Source organism: Bradyrhizobium sp. AZCC 1719, from assembly GCF_036924525.1.
Lineage (GTDB): Bacteria > Pseudomonadota > Alphaproteobacteria > Rhizobiales > Xanthobacteraceae > Bradyrhizobium.
Genome location: NZ_JAZHRU010000001.1, coordinates 5,050,834 through 5,071,505 on the forward strand (window position 1 = coordinate 5,050,834; position 20,672 = coordinate 5,071,505).

At 61.6% G+C, this 20,672-nt stretch carries 17 protein-coding genes, 2 tRNA genes and 3 pseudogenes; 16 read left to right on the forward strand and 6 right to left on the reverse strand.

Annotation, left to right across the window (positions count from 1 at the left end):
- Positions 1-54: 54 nt before the first annotated feature.
- The 6 genes from tig to V1292_RS23730 all read left to right on the forward strand — a co-directional run bounded on the left by tig (position 55) and on the right by V1292_RS23730 (position 7,443).
- A complete protein-coding gene (gene tig, locus V1292_RS23705) occupies positions 55-1,419 on the forward strand; it encodes a trigger factor (protein WP_334375053.1) in 1,365 nt (454 codons plus the stop codon).
- Positions 1,420-1,686: 267 nt separating this feature from the next.
- Positions 1,687-2,322 (forward strand): ATP-dependent Clp protease proteolytic subunit, encoded by a 636-nt coding sequence (locus V1292_RS23710; RefSeq protein ID WP_334375054.1) that lies wholly within the window; start codon positions 1,687-1,689, stop codon positions 2,320-2,322.
- A gap of 427 nt (positions 2,323-2,749) precedes the next feature.
- Positions 2,750-4,024 carry an ATP-dependent Clp protease ATP-binding subunit ClpX gene (gene clpX, locus V1292_RS23715; RefSeq protein WP_028345767.1) on the forward strand — a complete coding sequence of 425 codons (1,275 nt, stop codon included), beginning with the start codon at positions 2,750-2,752 and terminating at the stop codon, positions 4,022-4,024.
- A gap of 382 nt (positions 4,025-4,406) precedes the next feature.
- Positions 4,407-6,776 carry an endopeptidase La gene (lon, locus tag V1292_RS23720; RefSeq protein ID WP_334375055.1) on the forward strand — a complete coding sequence of 790 codons (2,370 nt, stop codon included), beginning with the start codon at positions 4,407-4,409 and terminating at the stop codon, positions 6,774-6,776.
- Between the two features lie 123 nt (positions 6,777-6,899).
- Positions 6,900-7,301: a GFA family protein gene (locus tag V1292_RS23725; protein WP_334377143.1), complete on the forward strand. Its 402-nt coding sequence runs from the start codon at positions 6,900-6,902 to the stop codon at positions 7,299-7,301.
- Between the two features lie 65 nt (positions 7,302-7,366).
- Positions 7,367-7,443: transfer RNA gene (locus V1292_RS23730), tRNA-Val, on the forward strand.
- Positions 7,444-7,689: 246 nt separating this feature from the next.
- Here the strand turns inward: V1292_RS23730 and V1292_RS23735 are convergent.
- Entirely contained in the window at positions 7,690-8,343 is a 654-nt protein-coding gene (locus tag V1292_RS23735; protein WP_334375056.1) for a hypothetical protein, read from the reverse strand.
- Between the two features lie 880 nt (positions 8,344-9,223).
- Between V1292_RS23735 and V1292_RS23740 the strand changes: the two genes are divergently transcribed.
- Complete coding sequence (locus V1292_RS23740; RefSeq protein WP_334375057.1) at positions 9,224-10,084, forward strand: class I SAM-dependent methyltransferase; 861 nt, start codon at positions 9,224-9,226, stop codon at positions 10,082-10,084.
- A gap of 139 nt (positions 10,085-10,223) precedes the next feature.
- Here the strand turns inward: V1292_RS23740 and pepT are convergent, their stop codons facing one another.
- Entirely contained in the window at positions 10,224-11,480 is a 1,257-nt protein-coding gene (pepT, locus tag V1292_RS23745) for a peptidase T (protein ID WP_334375058.1), read from the reverse strand.
- 105 nt (positions 11,481-11,585) lie between these two features.
- A pseudogene (locus tag V1292_RS23750) lies at positions 11,586-11,897 on the reverse strand (HU family DNA-binding protein); the annotation flags it as partial.
- A gap of 311 nt (positions 11,898-12,208) precedes the next feature.
- Here V1292_RS23750 and V1292_RS23755 point away from each other — a divergent pair.
- A tRNA-Asp gene (locus V1292_RS23755) sits at positions 12,209-12,285 on the forward strand.
- Positions 12,286-12,379: 94 nt separating this feature from the next.
- On the opposite strand, the gene V1292_RS23760 is transcribed toward V1292_RS23755, so the two are convergent.
- The 3 genes and pseudogenes from V1292_RS23760 to V1292_RS23770 form a co-directional block, all read right to left on the reverse strand.
- On the reverse strand, positions 12,380-12,574 hold the full coding sequence (locus V1292_RS23760; RefSeq protein WP_028345774.1) for a hypothetical protein: 195 nt from the start codon (positions 12,572-12,574) through the stop codon (positions 12,380-12,382).
- Positions 12,575-12,784: 210 nt separating this feature from the next.
- A pseudogene (locus tag V1292_RS23765) lies at positions 12,785-13,977 on the reverse strand (Rieske 2Fe-2S domain-containing protein).
- A gap of 181 nt (positions 13,978-14,158) precedes the next feature.
- A complete protein-coding gene (locus V1292_RS23770; RefSeq protein WP_334377242.1) occupies positions 14,159-14,281 on the reverse strand; it encodes a hypothetical protein in 123 nt (40 codons plus the stop codon).
- On the opposite strand from V1292_RS23770, the pseudogene V1292_RS23775 reads away from it, so the two are divergent.
- From V1292_RS23775 to nuoF, 8 genes and pseudogenes are all read left to right on the forward strand, one after another.
- Positions 14,223-14,679 (forward strand): annotated as a pseudogene (locus tag V1292_RS23775) (MarR family winged helix-turn-helix transcriptional regulator). The gene V1292_RS23770 and the pseudogene V1292_RS23775 sit on opposite strands and share 59 nt — an antisense overlap.
- Positions 14,680-14,878: 199 nt before the next feature.
- Entirely contained in the window at positions 14,879-15,244 is a 366-nt protein-coding gene (locus V1292_RS23780) for an NADH-quinone oxidoreductase subunit A (protein WP_028345777.1), read from the forward strand.
- Complete coding sequence (locus tag V1292_RS23785; protein ID WP_334375059.1) at positions 15,235-15,825, forward strand: NuoB/complex I 20 kDa subunit family protein; 591 nt, start codon at positions 15,235-15,237, stop codon at positions 15,823-15,825. Before V1292_RS23780 ends, V1292_RS23785 begins: the two co-directional genes overlap by 10 nt.
- Positions 15,826-15,836: 11 nt before the next feature.
- Positions 15,837-16,448 (forward strand): NADH-quinone oxidoreductase subunit C, encoded by a 612-nt coding sequence (locus tag V1292_RS23790; RefSeq protein WP_334375060.1) that lies wholly within the window; start codon positions 15,837-15,839, stop codon positions 16,446-16,448.
- A 2-nt stretch (positions 16,449-16,450) separates the two neighbouring features.
- Positions 16,451-17,644 carry an NADH-quinone oxidoreductase subunit D gene (locus V1292_RS23795; RefSeq protein WP_334375061.1) on the forward strand — a complete coding sequence of 398 codons (1,194 nt, stop codon included), beginning with the start codon at positions 16,451-16,453 and terminating at the stop codon, positions 17,642-17,644.
- Positions 17,644-18,603 carry an FkbM family methyltransferase gene (locus V1292_RS23800; RefSeq protein ID WP_334375063.1) on the forward strand — a complete coding sequence of 320 codons (960 nt, stop codon included), beginning with the start codon at positions 17,644-17,646 and terminating at the stop codon, positions 18,601-18,603. Before V1292_RS23795 ends, V1292_RS23800 begins: the two co-directional genes overlap by 1 nt.
- Before the next feature lie 11 nt (positions 18,604-18,614).
- Positions 18,615-19,226: an NADH-quinone oxidoreductase subunit NuoE gene (gene nuoE, locus V1292_RS23805; protein WP_334375064.1), complete on the forward strand. Its 612-nt coding sequence runs from the start codon at positions 18,615-18,617 to the stop codon at positions 19,224-19,226.
- Between the two features lie 118 nt (positions 19,227-19,344).
- Complete coding sequence (nuoF, locus tag V1292_RS23810) at positions 19,345-20,670, forward strand: NADH-quinone oxidoreductase subunit NuoF (RefSeq protein WP_334375065.1); 1,326 nt, start codon at positions 19,345-19,347, stop codon at positions 20,668-20,670.
- Positions 20,671-20,672 lie beyond the last annotated feature (2 nt).

Here is a 20,672-nt window from a genome sequence, read left to right on the forward strand (position 1 = left end):
ATTAGACACTGCCGGGCTGTTTTGGCCCGGCGCAAGCGGAAGAAGATTGACACCATGCAGGTCACCGAAACCCTCGCCGAGGGATTGAAGCACGAGTTCAAGGTCAGCGTTCCCGCATCGGACCTCGATGCAAAGGCCGATGCCAAGCTGGTCGATCTCAAGGACAAGGTGAAGCTCAATGGCTTCCGTCCCGGCAAGGTGCCGGTCAGCCATCTGAAGAAGGTGTATGGCCGCTCGGTGATGGCCGAGACCATCGACCAGACCATCCGCGACACTAACACGCAGATCTTCACCGATCGCGGTTTCCGCCTTGCGACCGAGCCCAAGATCACGTTGCCGACCGAGCAGAAAGAGGTCGAGGAACTGCTCGCGGGCAAGAGCGACCTGACCTACACGGTGGCGATCGAGGTGGTGCCGACGATCCAGCTCGCCGATTTCAAGACCTTCTCGGTGGAGAAGCCGGTGGTCGAAGTGACCGACGCCGAGGTCGATGAGGCGATCAAGCGCATCGCCGACCAGAACCGTCCCTATGCCGCGAAGGCCGAGGGCGCCAAGGCCGAAACCGGCGATCGGGTCACCATCAGCTTCAAGGGCAGCATTAACGGCACCCCGTTCGACGGCGGCACCGGTGAGGGCATTCCGGTCGTGATCGGCACCGGACAGTTCATTCCGGGTTTTGAGGAACAACTCGTCGGCATCGGAACGGGCGAAACCCGCACGCTGAAAGTGTCGTTCCCGAAGAATTACGCCAGCGAGAAGCTCGCCGGCCAGCCGGCCGAGTTCGAGACCACGGCAACCCTGATCGAAGCCCCGGGCGAGACTGAGATCAACGACGAGTTTGCAAAAACGCTTGGCCTGGAATCGCTCGACAAGCTGAAGGAGGCCGCGCGCGAGCGGCTGGTCGCCGAGTTCGCCGGTGCCACGCGCCAGCGCGTCAAGCGCGCGCTGCTCGACCGTCTCGACGACAGCCACAAATTCGAGGCGCCGCCGTCACTGATCGAGGAAGAGTTCAATCTGATGTGGAACTCGATCAAGGCCGAGATGGAATCCTCCGGCAAGACCTTTGCCGACGAGGACACCACCGAAGAGGCGGCCAAGGAAGAGTACAAGAAGATCGCCGACCGCCGCGTCCGGCTCGGCCTCGTGCTGTCGGAGATCGGCGAGAAGAACAAGATCACCGTGACCGATGACGAAGTCAGTCGCGCGGTGATCGAGCGGGCGCGATCGATGCCCGGTCGCGAGAAGGAGGTCTGGGACTACTATCGTAACAATGCCAATGCGCTGGCCCAGCTTCGTGCGCCGATTTATGAAGACAAGGTGGTCGATTTCATCCTCGAACTCGCTAACGTGACCGAAAAGAAGGTGTCGCGCGAGGACCTGTTCAAGGACGACGAGGCCGACGAGAAGAGCGCAGCCTGATCGATTTGGTCAGGCCGGCATTAATGATGAACGGCGATAGCGGCGTGGTGACGGCACCCGTCGCTATGAGAGCGGCTGCGAATCAGTTTGAACTTCTCTCATTCGGCTCCGCAATTGCCCGGCCTTGTCGCCAGGAAATTGGCTCATATCTGTGAGTTGAGTTGAAGTCCTGCATCACGGGACGTTTGTCCGCACACGGCAATGATACCTGCCTTGCCGATGGATGTTCGTCCCGCTTGTTCTCTATCCGAACCCTTGGGGTGATTAATGCGCGATCCCGTTGAAACCTACATGAACCTCGTTCCGATGGTGGTCGAGCAGACCAACCGCGGCGAACGCGCCTACGACATTTTCTCGCGGCTTCTGAAGGAGCGCATCATCTTCCTTACCGGTCCGGTCGAAGATGGCATGTCGACGCTCGTCGTCGCGCAGCTTCTGTTCCTCGAAGCGGAGAATCCGAAGAAGGAAATCTCGATGTACATCAACTCGCCCGGCGGCGTGGTGACATCGGGGCTTGCGATCTACGACACCATGCAATTCATCCGTCCGCCGGTGTCGACGCTGTGCACCGGGCAGGCGGCCTCGATGGGTTCGCTGCTGCTCGCGGCCGGTGAAAAGGACATGCGCTTCTCGCTGCCCAATTCGCGCATCATGGTGCATCAGCCTTCCGGCGGCTTCCAGGGCCAGGCCACCGACATCATGCTGCATGCGCAGGAGATTCTGAATCTCAAGAAGCGCCTCAACGAAATCTACGTGAAGCACACCGGCCAGACCTACAAGGCGATCGAGGACGCGCTGGAGCGCGACAAATTCCTGACCGCCGACATGGCGCACGACTTTGGTATCGTCGACAAGGTGATCGACAAGCGTCCCGAAGAGACGACGTCGGTGAAAGTCCCGTAAGGTACCGGATAGCGACACCCCGCGTTGACCTTAACGGTTGGTTGAATCGGCAAATATGGCCGAAAGCCGCGTCTATGCCCCCGTGTAGGCCGAAAGTTCCGCTTTCGTGCCGGTTTTGCGGCGTGGCAATACCGCAACGCTCGGTCGATTTCGTCAACTTCTCCCCGTGCGAACGCCACAAATCACGGTATTGTCACGGGTAGCCAATCCGGCCCCGATTAGCGAATTCTTGATAGTCGGGTGTCAGCATGGTTGGCTGTGTGAGATGCGTTAAGATCGCGGGGGATTGTAGAAGCCGTGATTCGCACGGTGGGTAATTGAGTTAGGGTCTTTTCTGGTACGGAATTTGCTCTATCTACCTTCAGGTCCGGTGCAGTGCCGGAATGGGTCGATCGGGTAACGGATCGAACGGCGGACGGAGACAAGAATGAGTAAGGTTGGCACGAGCGACTCCAAGAACACGCTATATTGCTCGTTCTGTGGAAAGAGCCAGCACGAAGTCCGCAAACTCATCGCGGGTCCCACCGTATTCATCTGCGACGAGTGCGTCGAACTCTGCATGGACATCATCCGTGAGGAGAACAAGTCCTCGCTGGTGAAGTCGCGCGACGGCATCCCGACGCCGAAGGAAATCTGCAAGGTGCTGGACGATTACGTGATCGGCCAGAGCCATGCCAAGAAGGTGCTCTCGGTTGCCGTTCACAACCACTACAAGCGCCTCAATCACCAGACCAAGCACAACGACGTCGAACTCGCGAAGTCGAACATCCTGCTGATCGGTCCGACCGGTTCGGGCAAGACGCTGCTGGCGCAGACGCTTGCGCGCATTCTCGACGTGCCGTTCACCATGGCGGATGCGACGACGCTGACCGAAGCCGGCTACGTCGGCGAGGACGTCGAGAACATCATCCTGAAGCTGTTGCAGTCGGCCGACTACAATGTCGAGCGCGCGCAGCGCGGCATCGTCTATATCGACGAAATCGACAAGATCAGCCGCAAGTCCGACAACCCGTCGATCACCCGCGACGTGTCGGGCGAGGGCGTGCAGCAGGCGCTGTTGAAGATCATGGAAGGCACGGTCGCCTCCGTGCCTCCGCAGGGCGGCCGCAAGCATCCCCAGCAGGAGTTCCTGCAGGTCGACACCACCAACATCCTGTTCATCTGCGGCGGCGCCTTCTCAGGCCTTGAGAAGATCATCTCCGCGCGCGGACGTTCGACCTCGATCGGTTTCGCCGCCCAGGTGCTGGCGCCCGAAGACCGCCGCACCGGCGAAATCTTCCGCCATGTCGAGCCGGAAGACTTGCTGAAGTACGGCCTGATCCCCGAATTCGTCGGCCGCCTGCCGGTGGTCGCGACGCTGGAGGATCTCGACGAGACCTCGCTGAAAAAGATCCTGACCGATCCGAAGAACGCGCTGGTGAAACAATACCAGCGGCTGTTCGAAATGGAGAACATCGAACTCACCTTCGCCGACGAGGCGCTTGGCGCGGTCGCCCGCAAGGCGATCGAGCGCAAGACCGGCGCGCGCGGGTTGCGTTCGATCCTCGAAAGCATCCTGCTCGAGACGATGTTCGATCTGCCGGGCCTGGAAGGTGTCGAAGAGGTTGTGATCTCGCGCGAAGTTGTCGAGGGAACTGCCCGTCCGCTCTACATTTATGCGGACCGTTCGGACCGGGCCGTCGAGAGCAGCGCCAGCGCCTGATAGCGTCGCGCCGGCCAGAACTCATACCTTTGAATAACCCTTTGAATAAGGCGGCTGCCGGTGTTTCGGCGGCCGCTGTGGCGTAAGCGTTTTTCGCGAGTCTGATCCGCAATTTGCAGTCATTTTCCGTGACTTGACACCCCCATGCCCGATAGCCACCTAATGCCCATGGTGGCGGAAATCACGTTCGAGATTCGTCGCAAAGATCATCCGGTGAGAGGCGGCAGCGAAGGCGGCCGACCGGCCCGGAACTCCCAGCACCTTGTGGCGGTTGCGCAAGCGATGCGGACTGCGTGCAAGGGGGCAAAACAGAAGGAATAGGCCATGACGACTCCAAAAAACCCGGCCAACCATCATTCTCGGCGAAAGCCATTCGTATCCGGTGCTGCCGCTCCGCGACATCGTCGTATTTCCGCACATGATCGTGCCGCTGTTCGTCGGCCGTGAGAAATCGATCCGCGCCCTCGAAGAGGTGATGAAGAACGACGCGCTGATCCTGCTCGCGACGCAGAAGAACGCGTCCGACGACGATCCGAGCTCGGATTCCATCTACGAGGTCGGTACGCTCGCCAGCGTGCTGCAACTCCTGAAGCTTCCCGACGGCACCGTGAAGGTGCTGGTCGAAGGGCTCGAGCGCGCGCGCGTGCAAAAGTATTCCGACCGCACCGAATATTACGAGGCGACGGCGATCGCGCTCGCCGATACCGACGCCAACTCGGTTGAAGCCGAAGCTCTGGCGCGCTCGGTCGTGTCCGACTTCGAAAGCTATGTGAAGCTGAACAAGAAGATCTCCGCCGAAGTCGTCGGCGTGGTTCAGGCGATCACTGACTTCGCCAAGCTCAGCGATCAGGTCGCTCAGCATCTCGCCGTCAAGATCGCCGATCGCCAGGGCATCCTGGAGACGTTGTCCGTCACGCAGCGCCTGGAGAAGGTGCTGGGCCTGATGGAGAGCGAAATCTCGGTGCTGCAGGTCGAGAAGCGCATCCGCTCGCGCGTCAAGCGCCAGATGGAGAAGACCCAGCGCGAGTATTACCTGAACGAGCAGATGAAGGCGATCCAGAAGGAGCTCGGCGACGACGAAGGTCGCGACGAGCTGGCCGATCTGGAAGAGAAGATTGCCAAGACCAAGCTTTCCAAGGAAGCGCGGGAGAAGGCGCAGCATGAGTTGAAGAAGCTGCGCCAGATGTCGCCGATGTCCGCGGAAGCCACCGTCGTGCGCAACTATCTCGACTGGCTGTTGTCGATTCCGTGGAACAAGAAGTCCAAGGTCAAGAAGGACCTCGAGCAGGCCCAGGCCGTGCTGGACTCCGACCACTACGGGCTCGAGAAGGTCAAGGACCGCATCGTCGAGTATCTCGCCGTGCAGTCGCGCGCCAACAAGCTGACCGGACCGATCCTGTGTCTGGTCGGGCCTCCCGGCGTCGGCAAGACCTCGCTCGGCAAGTCGATCGCAAAAGCCACCGGCCGCGAATTCGTGCGCGTCTCACTCGGCGGCGTGCGTGACGAGGCCGAGATCCGCGGTCACCGGCGCACCTATATCGGCTCGATGCCCGGCAAGATCATCCAGTCGATGCGCAAGGCCAAGACCTCGAATCCGCTGTTTCTGTTGGACGAGATCGACAAGATGGGCGCCGATTTCCGCGGCGATCCGTCGTCGGCGCTGCTCGAGGTCCTCGACCCCGAGCAGAACTCGACCTTCAACGACCACTATCTGGAGGTCGACTACGATCTGTCGAACGTCATGTTCATCACGACCGCGAATACGCTCAATATTCCGGGTCCGCTGATGGACCGCATGGAGATCATCCGGATCGCCGGCTACACCGAGAACGAGAAGGTCGAGATCGCGCGCAAGCACCTGATCCCGAACGCCATCTCCAAGCATGGCCTCGATTCCAAGGAATGGTCGATCGACGACGATGCTCTGCTGTTGATGATCCGCCGCTACACCCGCGAGGCGGGCGTGCGTAACCTGGAGCGTGAGCTCTCCACACTCGCCCGCAAGGCGGTGAAGGAGCTGATGATCTCCAAGAAGAAGTCGGTCAAGGTCACCGAGAAGACTCTCGAAGACTTCCTCGGCGTGCCGAAATACCGCTTCGGCGAGATCGAGAGCGAGCCGCAGGTCGGTATCGTCACGGGTCTGGCCTGGACCGATGTCGGCGGCGAGCTCTTGACGATCGAAGGCGTCATGATGCCCGGCAAGGGCAAGATGACGGTCACGGGCAACCTGCGCGACGTGATGAAGGAGTCGATCTCGGCGGCGGCGTCTTACGTCCGCTCGCGGGCGATCAACTACGGCGTCGAGCCGCCGCTGTTCGACAAGCGCGACATCCACGTCCACGTGCCGGAGGGCGCAACCCCGAAGGACGGACCGTCGGCGGGTGTCGCGATGGCCACCGCGATCATCTCGGTCATGACCGGCATTCCGGTCCGGCACGATGTCGCGATGACCGGCGAAATCACGCTGCGTGGTCGTGTGCTGCCGATCGGTGGTTTGAAGGAGAAGCTGCTTGCGGCCGCCCGTGGCGGTATCAAGACGGTGCTGATCCCCGAGGACAACGCCAAGGATCTCACGGAGATTTCCGATGCGATCAAGGGCGGCATGGACATCGTCCCGGTTGCTCGGCTCGATGACGTCGTCGCCAAGGCGCTGGTCCGCGCCCCAGTGCCGATCGTCTGGGAAGAGGACACCAAGGTGCCGGTCAAGCAGGATGCCTCGGACGAGGCGGCCGGTGGCCTGACGGCCCACTGAGCTCGATCAGTCACCACTGATCATCGAACTGAAATGATAAAACGGCGCCTTCGGGCGCCGTTTTTGTTTGGTGTGGGTGGGATCTCGGCTTGAACCTCAGCCCGGCGGAGGGAGTTGATGAGGATGGAAATCGACGGGCAATGCCATTGCGGGCGGGTGACCTATCGGGCCGATATCGACCCTGAAAAAGTGTCGATCTGTCACTGCACCGATTGCCAGAACCTGACGGGTTCGCCGTACCGGGTGACGGTGATCTGTTCGGCCGGGCAGGTCCGCATGACCGGCGCGCCGGCGAAGGTCTATCCGAAGAAGGGCGATAATGGCCGGACTCGCTTTCAGCACTTTTGCGAGGTCTGCGGCTCGCCATTGTTCACCAGCGGAGACGGCGGACCGGACGATTGGGGCATCCGCTGGGGCAGCATCCGCCAGCGCGATCAGCTCAAGCCGGCGCGGCAAATCTGGTGTCGCTCCGCTGCGCCGTGGATCCATGATCTTGAGGCGCTACCGGGGCGGCCGGGAGACTAGTGCAACCAAGCGCGGATATCCCACCTTGCACCAAAGGGGGTCGAGAGGCTAAACAGGCGGCTTACGGGCGGCTAGCTCAGCTGGTTAGAGCATCTCGTTTACACCGAGAGGGTCGGGAGTTCGAATCTCTCGCCGCCTACCAGCCTTCGCGCTTCGCGCTACGGCTGGGCAAGCCAGCCGGGGTGTGAAGCGCGAAGGCTGTCGCGCCGAAGCTCGAAGAGCGTAGGCGGACGGGTGCGGAACATTCCGGAACGCAAAAACCCTGCGGGGCTTCGGCTCGGCATGCCAGCCTTCGCGGCAGTGACGCAACGTTTGCTCCTCCGCAGGGGCGAGGGCTGTCGCGCCGAGCTTGAAGAGCGAAGGCGGACTGGCCTTACGCTCTTCTCATTCAGCCTTGTGGGGTTGTCGTGGCAGCCGGGAGAATTAGGGGCGCTCCTCCAACCGAAATTGGCCCGACAGGTTGAGGCTGCCGAGCCATCTTCTTGCGCACTACTCGGGACAGCCGGTTTTGAGCGTTCCTTGCTGAAATCGAGGAAGTTATTTCCGGCTTGATTGCATTTTGCAGCGAGTCGACCTTCACCATAAGCTTGGAAAGCTGAGCAGATATCTTCTTCACGTCTTCATGTTCATCCGCTATCTGAGCAGATAATTTCTTCACACTGACTTGCTCATCCACGACGCTCTGTCTCAGAGAAGCAAGCGCAATTGAATCCTGCTGAAGAAGAGCTGTGTTTTGCTGCAATAGGATATTGTTCTCTTGCAGCGCGACAACGTGTTGCTGCTGAGCCGACTGAATATCCTTCAATGCGGCAACAGCCGGATCGGCTATCGGATCGGAAGCTTTCTGATGTGGAAGCAGTTCGGCCAAACGGCTGATATCCGGCAGGGTAAAATCCGTCGGCAGCGTATAGACGGCTGCCGCACTGTTTATTCCAAGAGCGAACACCGCTAGCGCCAAGACCGATTTCCGGCTCGATTGCTTGCTCGGTGCGGTGGATTCGGGCTGTTCGGTTTGGCTCTGCGTTTCCGATGCCGTGGTCACGTGTACTAACCTCAAATGAGTGAAATGAAAAAGGAGCCGTCGGTGGATCGTCCCTCGCGACGGCTCCCTTACGCGACACCCAACTAGAACTGCCTGAAATAATAGGCCTATGAGATTAATTCGGCGTTAGCGCCTCCAGGGCGCAGGCTAGCGCCGAAGCTCGCTGAGCGACGACGGACCTGATCGACATCGAACCGAGCTTCCGATCACGATGCGTAATGGAGGACGCCATTACCAGCAATCTAAACGCTAACAGGTGCAGCGCGGGGCGGCGCGGAGCAATGTCGCGCCACCCCGCAACCCTGAACCCTTACAGTCGGCCTCTGCAAGTCTCGCGATACCGGCGGCAATTTCCTTCGCCGCGTTCACCCAACTCATCCTTGTTGAGGCAAGCATATCTCAATTCGGCGCACACATCTCTCCGAACGGGTCGCCCGCAGGCCTCCCGATATCTGCGGCAATTTCCTTCGCCCCGCTCTCCCAGCGCGTCCTTGTTTTCGCAGGCAAGCCTTAGTTGCTCGCATCGCCCACCTCCTCGATCGACGCGGACGCCTCCCGGTCCAATCTCAATGGATTGAGAAAAGGCCGAAATTGGAATTACAAAAAGAGCGGCTGCCGCTGCGGCGCCGAACGCATATTTGCGCATCCCATTCATCTTGATCCCTCCAGGTGCTAGTGCCGGTCAGTTGCCTTGCGGCAATAGATCACGCGAAAGGCGGGATATCGTTCCGAAGGAAATGCACGAAAGTGTAGTTATGTCTGTAAATCTCGGGGTACATGAACGAACGAAGCGGCATCACGGCAATGATACGGCAATGATACGGCGTGAACGGTCCGGCATAGGGGCGACGGACGTCGAAATTGAAAAAGGAGCGCGCAAATGGACACACCGGCAAGCCACGAACAAAACGCCGACCAGGTCGCCTACTGGAATGGGCCGGCCGGCCAGCGCTGGGCGGAGCGGCAGGCGGCGCAGGACGTGCTGCTCAAGCCGGTCGCCGACCTCGTCGTCGACCGGGCCAGGCTGAAGCCGGGCGACCGCGTCATTGATATCGGTTGCGGCAGTGGTGCCACCGCGATTGCGTTCGCGCAAAAGGTCGCGCCATCGGGTCATGTGCTCGGTATCGACGTATCCGGCCCGATGCTGGAGCGGGCGCGGCAGGCTGCGCCGAAGGATCTGCCGATCGATTTCATTCTTGCTGACGCCACCGTCTATCCGTTCGAGCTTGCCAGCTTCGATGTGCTGGCCTCGCGGTTCGGCGTGATGTTCTTTGCCGATCCCGTGCTGTCGTTCGCCAACATGCGGAAAGCGCTGCGGCCGACGGGGCGCATGGCCTTTGCCTGCTGGCGCGAGCCGCGTGAAAATCCGTTCTTCATGGCGCCGCTTGCGGCCGCCTACAAGCACGTGCCAAAGCTGCCGCAGCTTGGGCCGGAAGACCCCGGGCCATTTGCGTTTGCCTCGGAGGAGCGCGTGCGCCGTATCCTCGATGCGGCCGGCTTTACCGGCGTCGAAATGGAAGCGTGTCCGCTGTTGCTGGATGCAGCGATCGGCCGCGGCCTCGACGGCGCAGTGCAGGGTGCGCTGGAGATCGGCCCGGTGAGCCGTGCGCTGGACGGTCAGCCGGCAGAAGCTCGCGCTGCCGTCGCCGCTTCCATTCGCGAAGCGCTGACGCCGTTCGCGAAGGGCGACGCGGTGCTGCTGCCGGCATCGGTCTGGATCGTGACGGCGCGGGCGTCGTAGGACGGGTGAGCACGCTTGTCGCGCCACAACCGTCATTGCGAGGAGCGAAGCGACGAAGCAATCCATGCTTCCGCGTGCGCTGACGCATGGATTGCTTCGCTTCGCTCGCAATGACGGGGAGAGAGCGGTGCGACGATTACTACGCCCGCTCTTCCCAGATCATCGCCAGATGCACGATGGTCTCCGCCGCCTTCTCCATATCTTGACGGCTCACCCACTCCAGCCGCGAATGGAACGCGTGTTCGCCGGCAAAAATGTTGGGGCAGGGCAGGCCCATGAAGGACAGGCGTGAGCCATCGGTGCCGCCGCGGATCGAGCTTCGTACCGGGGTCAGCCCGGCGCGCTTGATCGCCTCGATGGCGTGCTCGACCGTCTGGGGATAACGGTCGATCACCTGCTTCATGTTGCGGTATTGCGGCTTGACCTCCATCCGGTAGGTCGAGCGCGGATAGTCCTTCATCACGTCTTTGACGATGTCTTCCAGCAGGGCTGCCTTTTGCTGCAGGCCCTCATCGGTGAAATCGCGGACGATGAAGCCGATGGTGGCTTTCTCCAGCGCGCCCGAAATGCCGATCGGGTGCAGAAAGCCTTCTTTGCCTTCAGTCGTCTCAGGCGAGCAGGTATCCTTGGGCAGGCGGTCGATGATGGCGGCTGCGATCTTGACGGCGTGCTCCATCTTGCCTTTGGCGAAACCGGGATGGGTCGAGACGCCTTCGATGGTGATGGTGGCGCCGTCGGCTGAAAAGGTTTCGTCCTCGATATGCCCGGCGCTTTCGCCGTCCATCGTATAGGCGAAGTCGGCGCCGAGCTTTTTCAGGTCGACCTTGTCGACGCCGCGGCCGATCTCTTCATCCGGCGTAAACAGGATCTTGATGGTGCCGTGCTTGATGTGCGGGTTCTGGATCAGAAATCGCGCCGCATCCATGATCTCGGCGAGGCCGGCCTTGTTGTCGGCGCCGAGCAGCGTGGTGCCGTCGGTCGTGATGATGTCGTGGCCGATCTGGCCGGCGAGGGCGGGATGGTCGGCAAAGCGGATCACCTGGGCGGGATCAGCCGGCAGCACGATGTCGCCGCCGCGATAGTTCTTCACGATCTGCGGCTTGACGTTGGCGCCGGTGCAGTCCGGGGAAGTGTCCATATGCGAGCAGAAGCAGATCACCGGGACCTTCTTGTCGGTAGTGGCCGGGATCGTCGCATAGACATAGCCGTGCTGGTCGAGATGGGCGTCGGTGAGCCCCATCGCCTGCAGCTCTGATGCCAGCAGGCGGCCCAAATTCTTCTGCTTCTCGGTCGAAGGGCAGGTCGGCGAGGCCGGATCGGATTGGGTGTCGATCACGACATAGCGCAGGAGGCGCTCGGCGACGTCGTGGGTGAAGGCTGTGGGCGAAAGCGGCATGACGATCCGGAAAACTTGAGCAAGGAAAGCGCTCTATAACAGAAAAGCGCCATTCCGGGTCCCCGCCGGAATGGCGCTTCTGGTGCGATCGGGCGAAGCGTTGGGTCAGACGGCTTCCTTCAGTTCCTTGGCCGCGCGGAACGCGACCTTCTTGCTGGCCTTGATCTGGATCGGTTCGCCAGTGGCGGGGTTGCGCCCGGTGCGGGCGGCACGCTTGCGGACCTGGAGGATGCCGAGGCCAACGATCCTGATTCGCTCGCCCTTTTTCAGGTGTTTTGTGATCTTGCCGACCATGTCGGTCAGGATCGCCTCGGCGGCCTTTTTCGACAGATCATGTTCCTCGGCGAGAGCTGCTGCCAGATGCTTCAATGTGATGGTGGCTGGAGCCGCCGCTTTCTTCGCCATGTCTGGCCCTCCTCGTTGGTTGAATGGCTTTGAGCGCGTTCGCTGGTACCGGTCCGCGCTGGGAAAATGCGTTCGTGGTGACTTGAAACCCGGAGGTTCCGGTACAACCGGAGCGGGGAGGATTTCAAGAAACCCAGACGTAGCAGGCCTTAAACGATTCGGATAATCGCCGAATGCGCTGTTTTACCTGAAAACAGGCGGTTATTTGCATCACAATCGCAGAAACGCCCGTCTGGCGCGGGGATTCGCAACGTCCTTGACTAAGCGGGAGCGGGCCTTTATGCCCTCGGTTCTGCGCGGGTCAGGATCTGATTACGGCATCCGCGGGAGTAGCTCAGTTGGTTAGAGCGCCGCCCTGTCACGGCGGAGGCCGCGGGTTCGAGTCCCGTCTCTCGCGCCATTTTCTCGATGGCTTGACGTTGATCTCCGAGACTGCCGCAAACAAAAAGGCCGCCCGAGGGCGGCCATTTTTATTCCAACGATATCGCTATCGTTTAGCGGACCGTGGAGGTGTTCGAGCTGGTGACGACGACCGGCTTGCCCGCTTTTACGACCTGGGCAGTCTGGCTGTACTCAGAACCGGTCCGAGCCGAAATGCCGAAGGCCGCAACCGCGATACCGGCCACCAGTGCGACAACCACGATCTTCAGGTGGGTACTGCGATCCGCCGAGTGAAAGGAGTGGTTCATGTGATGCCTCCCGGACGCCTTTGGCGTCCTGTGTTGGGAAGAGAAGTACGCCCCGTCTGTTTCAGGATCGTTTCGCGGTTTCGGCAAAATGGTTTCATTCGGCCGGCTTGTGGCCGGTTTTTTGCCCAAGTATCCGTGATGTAGGTCACATACTGCCCGCGCGCCCGGTTCGAACGCGGCTTACGCCGGAGCCGCCCTGAACCAGCCGCCTCAAGCCTCGCGAATGAAATTCCCCGCTTCGAATTCGACCGGCGGCGCGGTTGAATCGAAGGCGATGCCGATCGGATCGCGCCCCTTGGCGATCGCTGCGAGCTGATCGCTCAGCATCCGCCGGATCATCAGGATGCCGCGATCGCTCTGGCCGAAATGTTCTTCCGAATGCAGCGTCACCTTGCCCTGGCCGACCTGCGCCTCGTAGTCGCCGGGAAACTGCTGGTGCTCCTGTTCGGTCATCTCCCGCCAGAATTTTCCGTTGAATTTGGAGCGCATCCTTCCGATGCCGCCTGAATTCTTCACCCGGCCTGCGACGTAGATGCGGAAGGATGTATCGTCGATCGGTAGCGTCCAGCCGAGCGACTCGACGCGGGCGAATTGCGCGACCCGCGGATTGGGCACGACGCGCAAGGTGGGGAGGGCGGCTTCGGTCACCCGATAAAACACCTTGCCGTCGTCCTGATGCCGGATAGAGCGCACGGTGACGCCGCGCGGCGACATCTCGAACTTCACCTGCGGCATCGAGGCCATCATGTCAGTGAATTGCGGGCCCGAGAACGATCCGTGCAGCACCGGCACATGATATGGATCGACGACGTTTTCGAAATGCTGCAGCCAGTTGCAGGGGATCACGGCGGGACCACCGCCGCCGATCGATGAATCGTCCGCCTCGACGAACTCGTCATCGTCCATGTTCTCCAGGCATTCGTAGCGCGGCAGCACCGGCTTTTTCTCGGCCGGGCCCAGATAGGCGAAGATCAGGCCGTAGCGTTCCTCGACCGGATACCAGGGGGCTGCCGCACCTTGTCCTTGAACAGGCCGCCCTCGGGCTCGCAGGGCTGTTCGAGGCAATGGCCCTCGGTGTCGAACTTCCAGCCGTGATAGCAGCAGCGGATGCCGTCTTCCTCGACCTTGCCGTAATAGAGCGTCGTGCCGCGATGGCAGCAGCGGGCGTGCAGCAGCCCGATGCGGGCATGCCGGTCGCGAAACAACACCAGGTCCTCGCCGAGCACGCGCACTTTTCTGGGGATATCGGTGGCGTCGGACACGAGCCCGATCAGGTGCCAGTACCGCCGCAGCAATTCGCCCATTGGCGTGCCGCGGCCGACCGCCGTGAGCTCTGTCCGGGTCGTTGACGGCTTCATGGCGTAGCCAGTCCCGAGATCGCGATCCCGCTGCGTAATGGTCATGCCAATTCCTTCCGCCGCGGCTTTGGTGCCGCGGTCATTTGGCTTGTTCTAGGAAGTAAAATGCAGATCGATGACAATATCAACGAGCTCGATAGAGCTATTCGATGGCCCCATTCGATAGGCTTATCTGGTGATCCTTCTCGATGGTCCTTGGCACCGACGCGCTTTGTTGGCAGAGGTTTCAAATGAGCCGGAAGCCGGAAAAGCAGACCGCGCCATCGCCTGCGGCCGCCGACGTCGCGGAATTGGCGCCGATCACCGCGATGATGTCGTCGCGGCTGATGGTGCTGGCCAATCTGCTCAAGCGCGGCGCAATCCTGCGCTATAAGCGGCTGGCGGGCTTGTCCTCGGTGGAGTTCGGCCTCGTGGCCTCGCTGGGGCGGCGGCCCGCCAATGAGCGTTATCCGGCTTGCGGAGGCGGTCGGCATGGACAAGGGCCAGATCAGCCGGGCGCTGGCGGAACTGGTTGCGCGCAAGCTGGTCGCCAAGGCGGTCAATCCGCGGGACAACCGCGAGACGCTGGTTTGCCTGACCAAGGCGGGGCTGGCCGCCCATGATGCAATTGTGGCAGGGGCGCAGGAGCGTAACCGGCGCCTGCTGGAACAGCTCGGCAAGGAAGAGCTGGCGGTGCTGTTCGACCAGATCGATCGCCTGACCGACACGGCCGCCCAAATGCTCGCCGACGAAAAGGATTTGAAGTGAGAATTTGGGCACCATGCGGCCCGACCCGCGTTGGTCGGCGAGGCAGGAACGCAACACTTTTTCGGGTTCTGCCGGCGCATCAAGGACGGACAGAGACGTGAAACCGGCTTGTCTTGCGCCCTCTGTTGCGCTGCGCTAAGGCAAGAATAATTCCAATCAACGAATCTGCGGTCGAAATCCGCAGGAAAAGGCAACGCCGATGAACGGCATCCTGCAAGATTACCTGCCACTTGTCGTGTTTATCGGGGTGGCGAGCCTGATCGGCCTGGCGCTCCTGATCGCCCCGTTCCTGGTCGCGTTCCAGCAGCCGGACCCGGAGAAGCTCTCCGCCTATGAATGCGGATTCAACGCATTCGACGACGCCCGCATGAAGTTCGACGTCCGCTTCTACCTGGTTGCGATCCTCTTCATCATCTTCGACCTGGAAGTGGCGTTCCTGTTCCCGTGGGCGGTCGCGTTCGGCAAGTTAGGGGCCACCGGCTTCTGGTCCATGATGGTGTTCCTCGCCGTCCTCACGGTCGGCTTTGCTTATGAGTGGAAGAAAGGCGCGCTCGAATGGGATTGAGCCAGACAGCTTTAGGCTCTTCGCCTGATATCGCGCAGGCGCCGAAGGGCATTCTCGACCCCTCGACCGGCAAGCCGGTCGGGGCCAATGACCCGTTCTTCCTCGAGGTCAATCACGAGCTTTCCGACAAGGGTTTCTTCGTTGCCGCCGCCGACGATCTGATCACGTGGGCGCGCACCGGCTCGTTGATGTGGATGACGTTCGGCCTAGCCTGCTGCGCGGTCGAGATGATGCAGGTGTCGATGCCGCGCTACGACGTCGAGCGCTTCGGCTTTGCGCCGCGCGCCTCGCCGCGGCAATCCGACGTGATGATCGTGGCGGGCACGCTGACCAACAAGATGGCGCCGGCGCTGCGCAAGGTCTACGACCAGATGCCCGAGCCGCGCTACGTGATCTCGATGGGGTCGTGCGCCAATGGCGGCGGCTACTATCATTACTCGTACTCGGTGGTGCGCGGCTGCGACCGCGTCGTGCCGATCGACATTTACGTGCCCGGATGCCCGCCCACGGCGGAGGCGCTGCTCTACGGCGTATTGCTTCTGCAGAAGAAGATCCGGCGCATCGGGACCATCGAACGCTAAGGTTTTTGGTAATGGACGACGGCAAGCTCGACACCCTTGGGCAGACGATTGTTAGCGCGCTTCCGGGCGCGGCCACTGCCCATGCGGTCGCGTTCAACCAACTCACCGTCACGGTCGAGGCGAGCAAGATCGTCGAGGTCGTCAAGTATCTGCGCGACGATCCCTCATTGCGGTTTGTCAACTTCACGGACGTGACGGCGGTGGACTATCCCAGCCGCGAGAAGCGTTTCGACGTGGTCTATCACCTGCTGTCGCCGACGCTGAACGAGCGCATCCGCCTGCGGGCGGAAGCCGACGAGACCACGCAGGTGCCGTCCATCATCGACGTGTTTCCCGGCGCCGACTGGTTCGAGCGCGAAACCTACGACCTCTACGGCGTGATCTTCACCGGCCACCCCGACATGCGTCGGTTGCTGACGGATTACGGCTTCGACGGCCATCCGCTGCGCAAGGATTTCCCGCTCACCGGCTTCGTCGAGGTCCGTTACGACGACCAGGAGAAGCGGGTGCTCTATGAGCCCGTCCGTCTCAACCAGGAATTCCGCAAATTCGATTTCCTCTCGCCCTGGGAAGGCGCGGACTATCCGCTTCCGGGCGATGAGAAGGCTGAGCCGAAGGCCTGACCATGAATGAACAGCAGAACCTGCGTAACTTTACGATTAACTTTGGGCCGCAGCATCCGGCGGCGCATGGCGTTTTGCGACTGGTGCTGGAACTCGACGGCGAAGTCGTCGAGCGTGTCGATCCGCATATCGGCCTCTTGCATCGCGGCACCGAAAAGCTGATCGAGCATAAGACTTACCTCCAGGCGATCCCCTATTTCGACCGGCTCGATTACGTCGCGCCGATGAACCAGGAGCACGCGTTCTGTCTCGCAGCGGAAAAGCTGCTCGGCATCACGGTGCCGCGCCGCGGGCAATTGATCCGCGTCCTCTACTGCGAAATCGGTCGTATCCTGTCGCACCTGCTCAACGTCACCACGCAGGCGATGGACGTCGGCGCGCTGACCCCGCCGCTGTGGGGTTTTGAAGAGCGCGAAAAGCTGATGCAATTTTACGAGCGAGCCTCCGGCTCGCGCATGCATGCGGCGTATTTCCGCGTCGGCGGCGTGCACCAGGACCTGCCGCAGAAGCTGATCGATGATATCGATGCCTGGTGCGATCCATTCCTGCAGGTCGTCGCCGACCTCGACACGCTGCTGACCGGCAACCGCATCTTCAAGCAGCGCAACGTCGATATCGGCGTGGTGTCGCTGCAGCAGGCCTGGGAGTGGGGCTTTTCGGGCGTGATGGTGCGCGGCTCCGGCGCGGCCTGGGACCTGCGCAAGGCGCAGCCTTACGAGTGCTATGCCGAGATGGATTTCGACGTTCCGATCGGCAAGAACGGCGACTGCTACGATCGCTACCTGATCCGCATGGAAGAGATGCGCCAGTCGGTCCGCATCATGAGGCAGTGCATCGCGAAGCTGAACTCGCCGGACGGGCAGGGGCCTGTCGTCGTCGAGGATAACAAGATCGCGCCGCCGCGGCGCGGCGAGATGAAGCGCTCAATGGAAGCGCTGATCCATCACTTCAAGCTCTACACCGAAGGCGTGCACGTGCCGGCTGGCGAGGTCTACGCCGCGGTCGAGGCGCCGAAAGGTGAGTTCGGCGTCTACCTGGTCTCTGACGGCACCAACAAACCTTACAAGTGCAAGATCCGCGCGCCGGGCTTTGCCCATCTGCAGGCGATGGATTTCATCTGCCGCGGCCATCTGCTCGCCGACGTCTCGGCCATTCTAGGTTCCCTCGACATCGTGTTCGGAGAGGTCGATCGGTGATGGCGCAGGCGCCCATCCAGTTTGACCGGGCTTCGGGCGTACTCGAGGGTGCGAACGCGTGGGAGCGTTTGGCTGCGGTGGCGCTGGTGCTGGGGTCGAAGGTGGCGTCGAATTTCTCGCACCGCGGCTACAATCTCTGCGCCAATTTGTTGCGGAAGACGCTGCCCGAGCGCGGAATCCAGATCAGGCTCAATCCCGATGCCATCTTCGAATTCCCCTATGGCGACGGCTACTGGAGCAAGCTGCTCAACCGCACCTATAGCTATGAAGACGAGCTGGAGCTGCTGTTCAAGGACTCCGCCGAGGTCGACTACACGCTGCTCGATTGCGGCGCCAATTACGGCTACTGGTCGGTATTGGTGTCGAGCAAGCCGTTCGGTTCGCACAAGGCGATCGCGATCGAGCCGTCGGGGCAGAATTTTTCGAAGCTGGCCAACAACGCCAAAATCAATGGCAACCGTTTCGAGGTGATGAAATGCGCGATCGGCGCCGCACGCGGAACCGCGCGCCTGTCCGGCACCAAGCATGAGGCCTTCAGCATTGCCGGCGACCAGTCGGACGGCGAGGAAGTGCCGGTCATCGCGCTCGATGACCTGCTGGATGACGGCAAGATCGCACCTGGCGGAAAGTACCTGATCAAGCTCGACGTCGAGGGCGTCGAGATCGAGGCCATGAAGGGCGGCGCGCGGCTGATGCAGATCGACAGCGTCTTGCTGTGCGAGGAGCACGGCAATGATCCTGAGCATACCGTGTCGCGCTATATCCTCGAACAGACCCCGCTGAAGCTGATCGTCTACGATCCGCGCAGCCATCGCCTTGAAACCGTGACCGACCTTTCGATTCTGGATCGGATCAAGGTTTCAACCCATGTCGGCTACAACGTGTTCGGCACCGCAAGCGCATTCTGGCTCGCCCGGATCGATGCGCTCAATGCGAAAGCCGCGCGCCACGTGCAATGAGAGACTGAACGATGTCCGTCCGCCGCCTTGCACCGAAGGAATTGCAGCCCGCGAGCTTCACGTTCACGGATGAGAATCTCGCCTGGGCCAAGGCCCAGATCGCAAAGTATCCGCCGGGTCGTCAGGCCTCCGCTGTGATCGCGATCCTGTGGCGCGCGCAGGAGCAGCATGACGGATGGGTGTCGGAGGCAGCGATCCGCGTGGTCGCCGACCTGCTCGATATGCCCTACATCCGCGTGCTGGAAGTGGCGACCTTCTACACCATGTTTCAGTTGCAGCCGGTCGGCAAGAAGGCCCATGTCCAGGTGTGCGGCACCACGCCGTGCCGCCTGCGCGGCGCCGGCGACCTGATCGAGGTGTGCCAGAGCCGGATCCATCACGAGCCCTTCCATCTGTCGAAGGACGGCAATTTCAGTTGGGAAGAGGTCGAGTGCCTGGGCGCCTGCGTGAACGCGCCGATGGTGCAGATCTGGAAGGACACCTACGAGGACCTGACCAAGGAGAGCTTCGGCAAGGTGCTGGACGGCTTTGCCTCGGGCAATCCGCCGAAGCCCGGACCGCAGATCGACCGTCAGTTCTCGGCGCCTGTGGGCGGGCCGACGACGCTGAAGGAATCCACATGAGGCGTGACGCACCATTGTCCGTAAACCGGCCGGAGAGGGGCCGCGTGATGGAGAAGTCACGCTGTGCCGGGGCTCGCCTGCGCGCAGTCCAATCGCTGATCTGAGGAAGCTTCAAGTCATGCTCGACGACAAGGATCGCATCTTCAAGAACCTTTATGGCCTCCACGATTGGGGGCTGGAGGGTGCGCGCCGCCGCGGCGCGTGGGACGGCACCAAGGCGATCATCGACAAGGGCCGCGACTGGATCATCAACGAGATGAAGGCCTCCGGTCTGCGCGGGCGCGGCGGGGCGGGCTTTCCGACCGGCTTGAAATGGTCGTTCATGCCGAAGGAATCGACCGACGGCCGGCCGAGCTATCTCGTGGTCAACGCCGACGAATCCGAGCCCGGCACCTGCAAGGACCGCGAGATCATGCGGCACGACCCGCATCTGCTCGTGGAAGGCTGCCTGCTGGCGAGCTACGCCATGGGCGCGCATGCCTGCTACATCTATGTGCGCGGCGAATTCATCCGCGAGCGGGAGCGCCTGCAGGCCGCGATCGACCAGGCCTATGACGCAAAACTGGTCGGCAAGGACAACGTCAACGGCTGGCCGTTCGACGTCTATGTCGCGCATGGCGCCGGCGCCTATATCTGCGGCGAAGAGACGGCGCTGCTGGAAAGCCTGGAGGGCAAGAAGGGCCAGCCGCGGCTGAAGCCGCCATTCCCGGCCAATGTCGGCCTCTATGGCTGCCCGACCACCGTCAACAACGTCGAGTCCATCGCGGTTGCGCCCGACATCCTCAGGCGCGGGGCGGCGTGGTTCGCGGCGATCGGCCGGCCCAACAATGTCGGCACAAAGCTGTTCTGCGTCTCCGGTCATGTCGAGCGCCCCTGCAACGTCGAAGAGGAGATGGGGATTCCGTTCCGCGAGCTGATCGAGCGGCATTGCGGCGGCATCCGCGGCGGCTGGGACAATCTGAAGGCCGTGATCCCCGGCGGCTCGTCGGTGCGCATGGTGCCGGCCGAGCAGATCATCGACACACCGATGGATTTCGACAGCCTCGGCAAGCTGCGCTCCGGCCTCGGCACCGCGGCCGTGATCGTGATGGACAAGTCCACCGACCTGATCCGGGCGATCGCGCGCATCTCCTATTTCTACAAGCATGAGAGCTGCGGCCAGTGCACGCCATGCCGCGAAGGCACAGGCTGGATGTGGCGCGTCTTGACGCGGATGGCCGAGGGCCGCGCCCACAAGCGCGAGATCGACATGCTGCTGGAGGTTACAAAACAGGTCGAAGGCCACACCATCTGCGCGCTCGGTGATGCTGCGGCATGGCCGATCCAGGGCCTGATCGCGCATTTCCGCCACGAGATCGAGGCGCGCATCGACCAGTATTCGCATAAGGCCGACATCGACGATGCCGGCGTGCGCGATCCCGAGAATCTGGTCGCGGCGGAGTGATG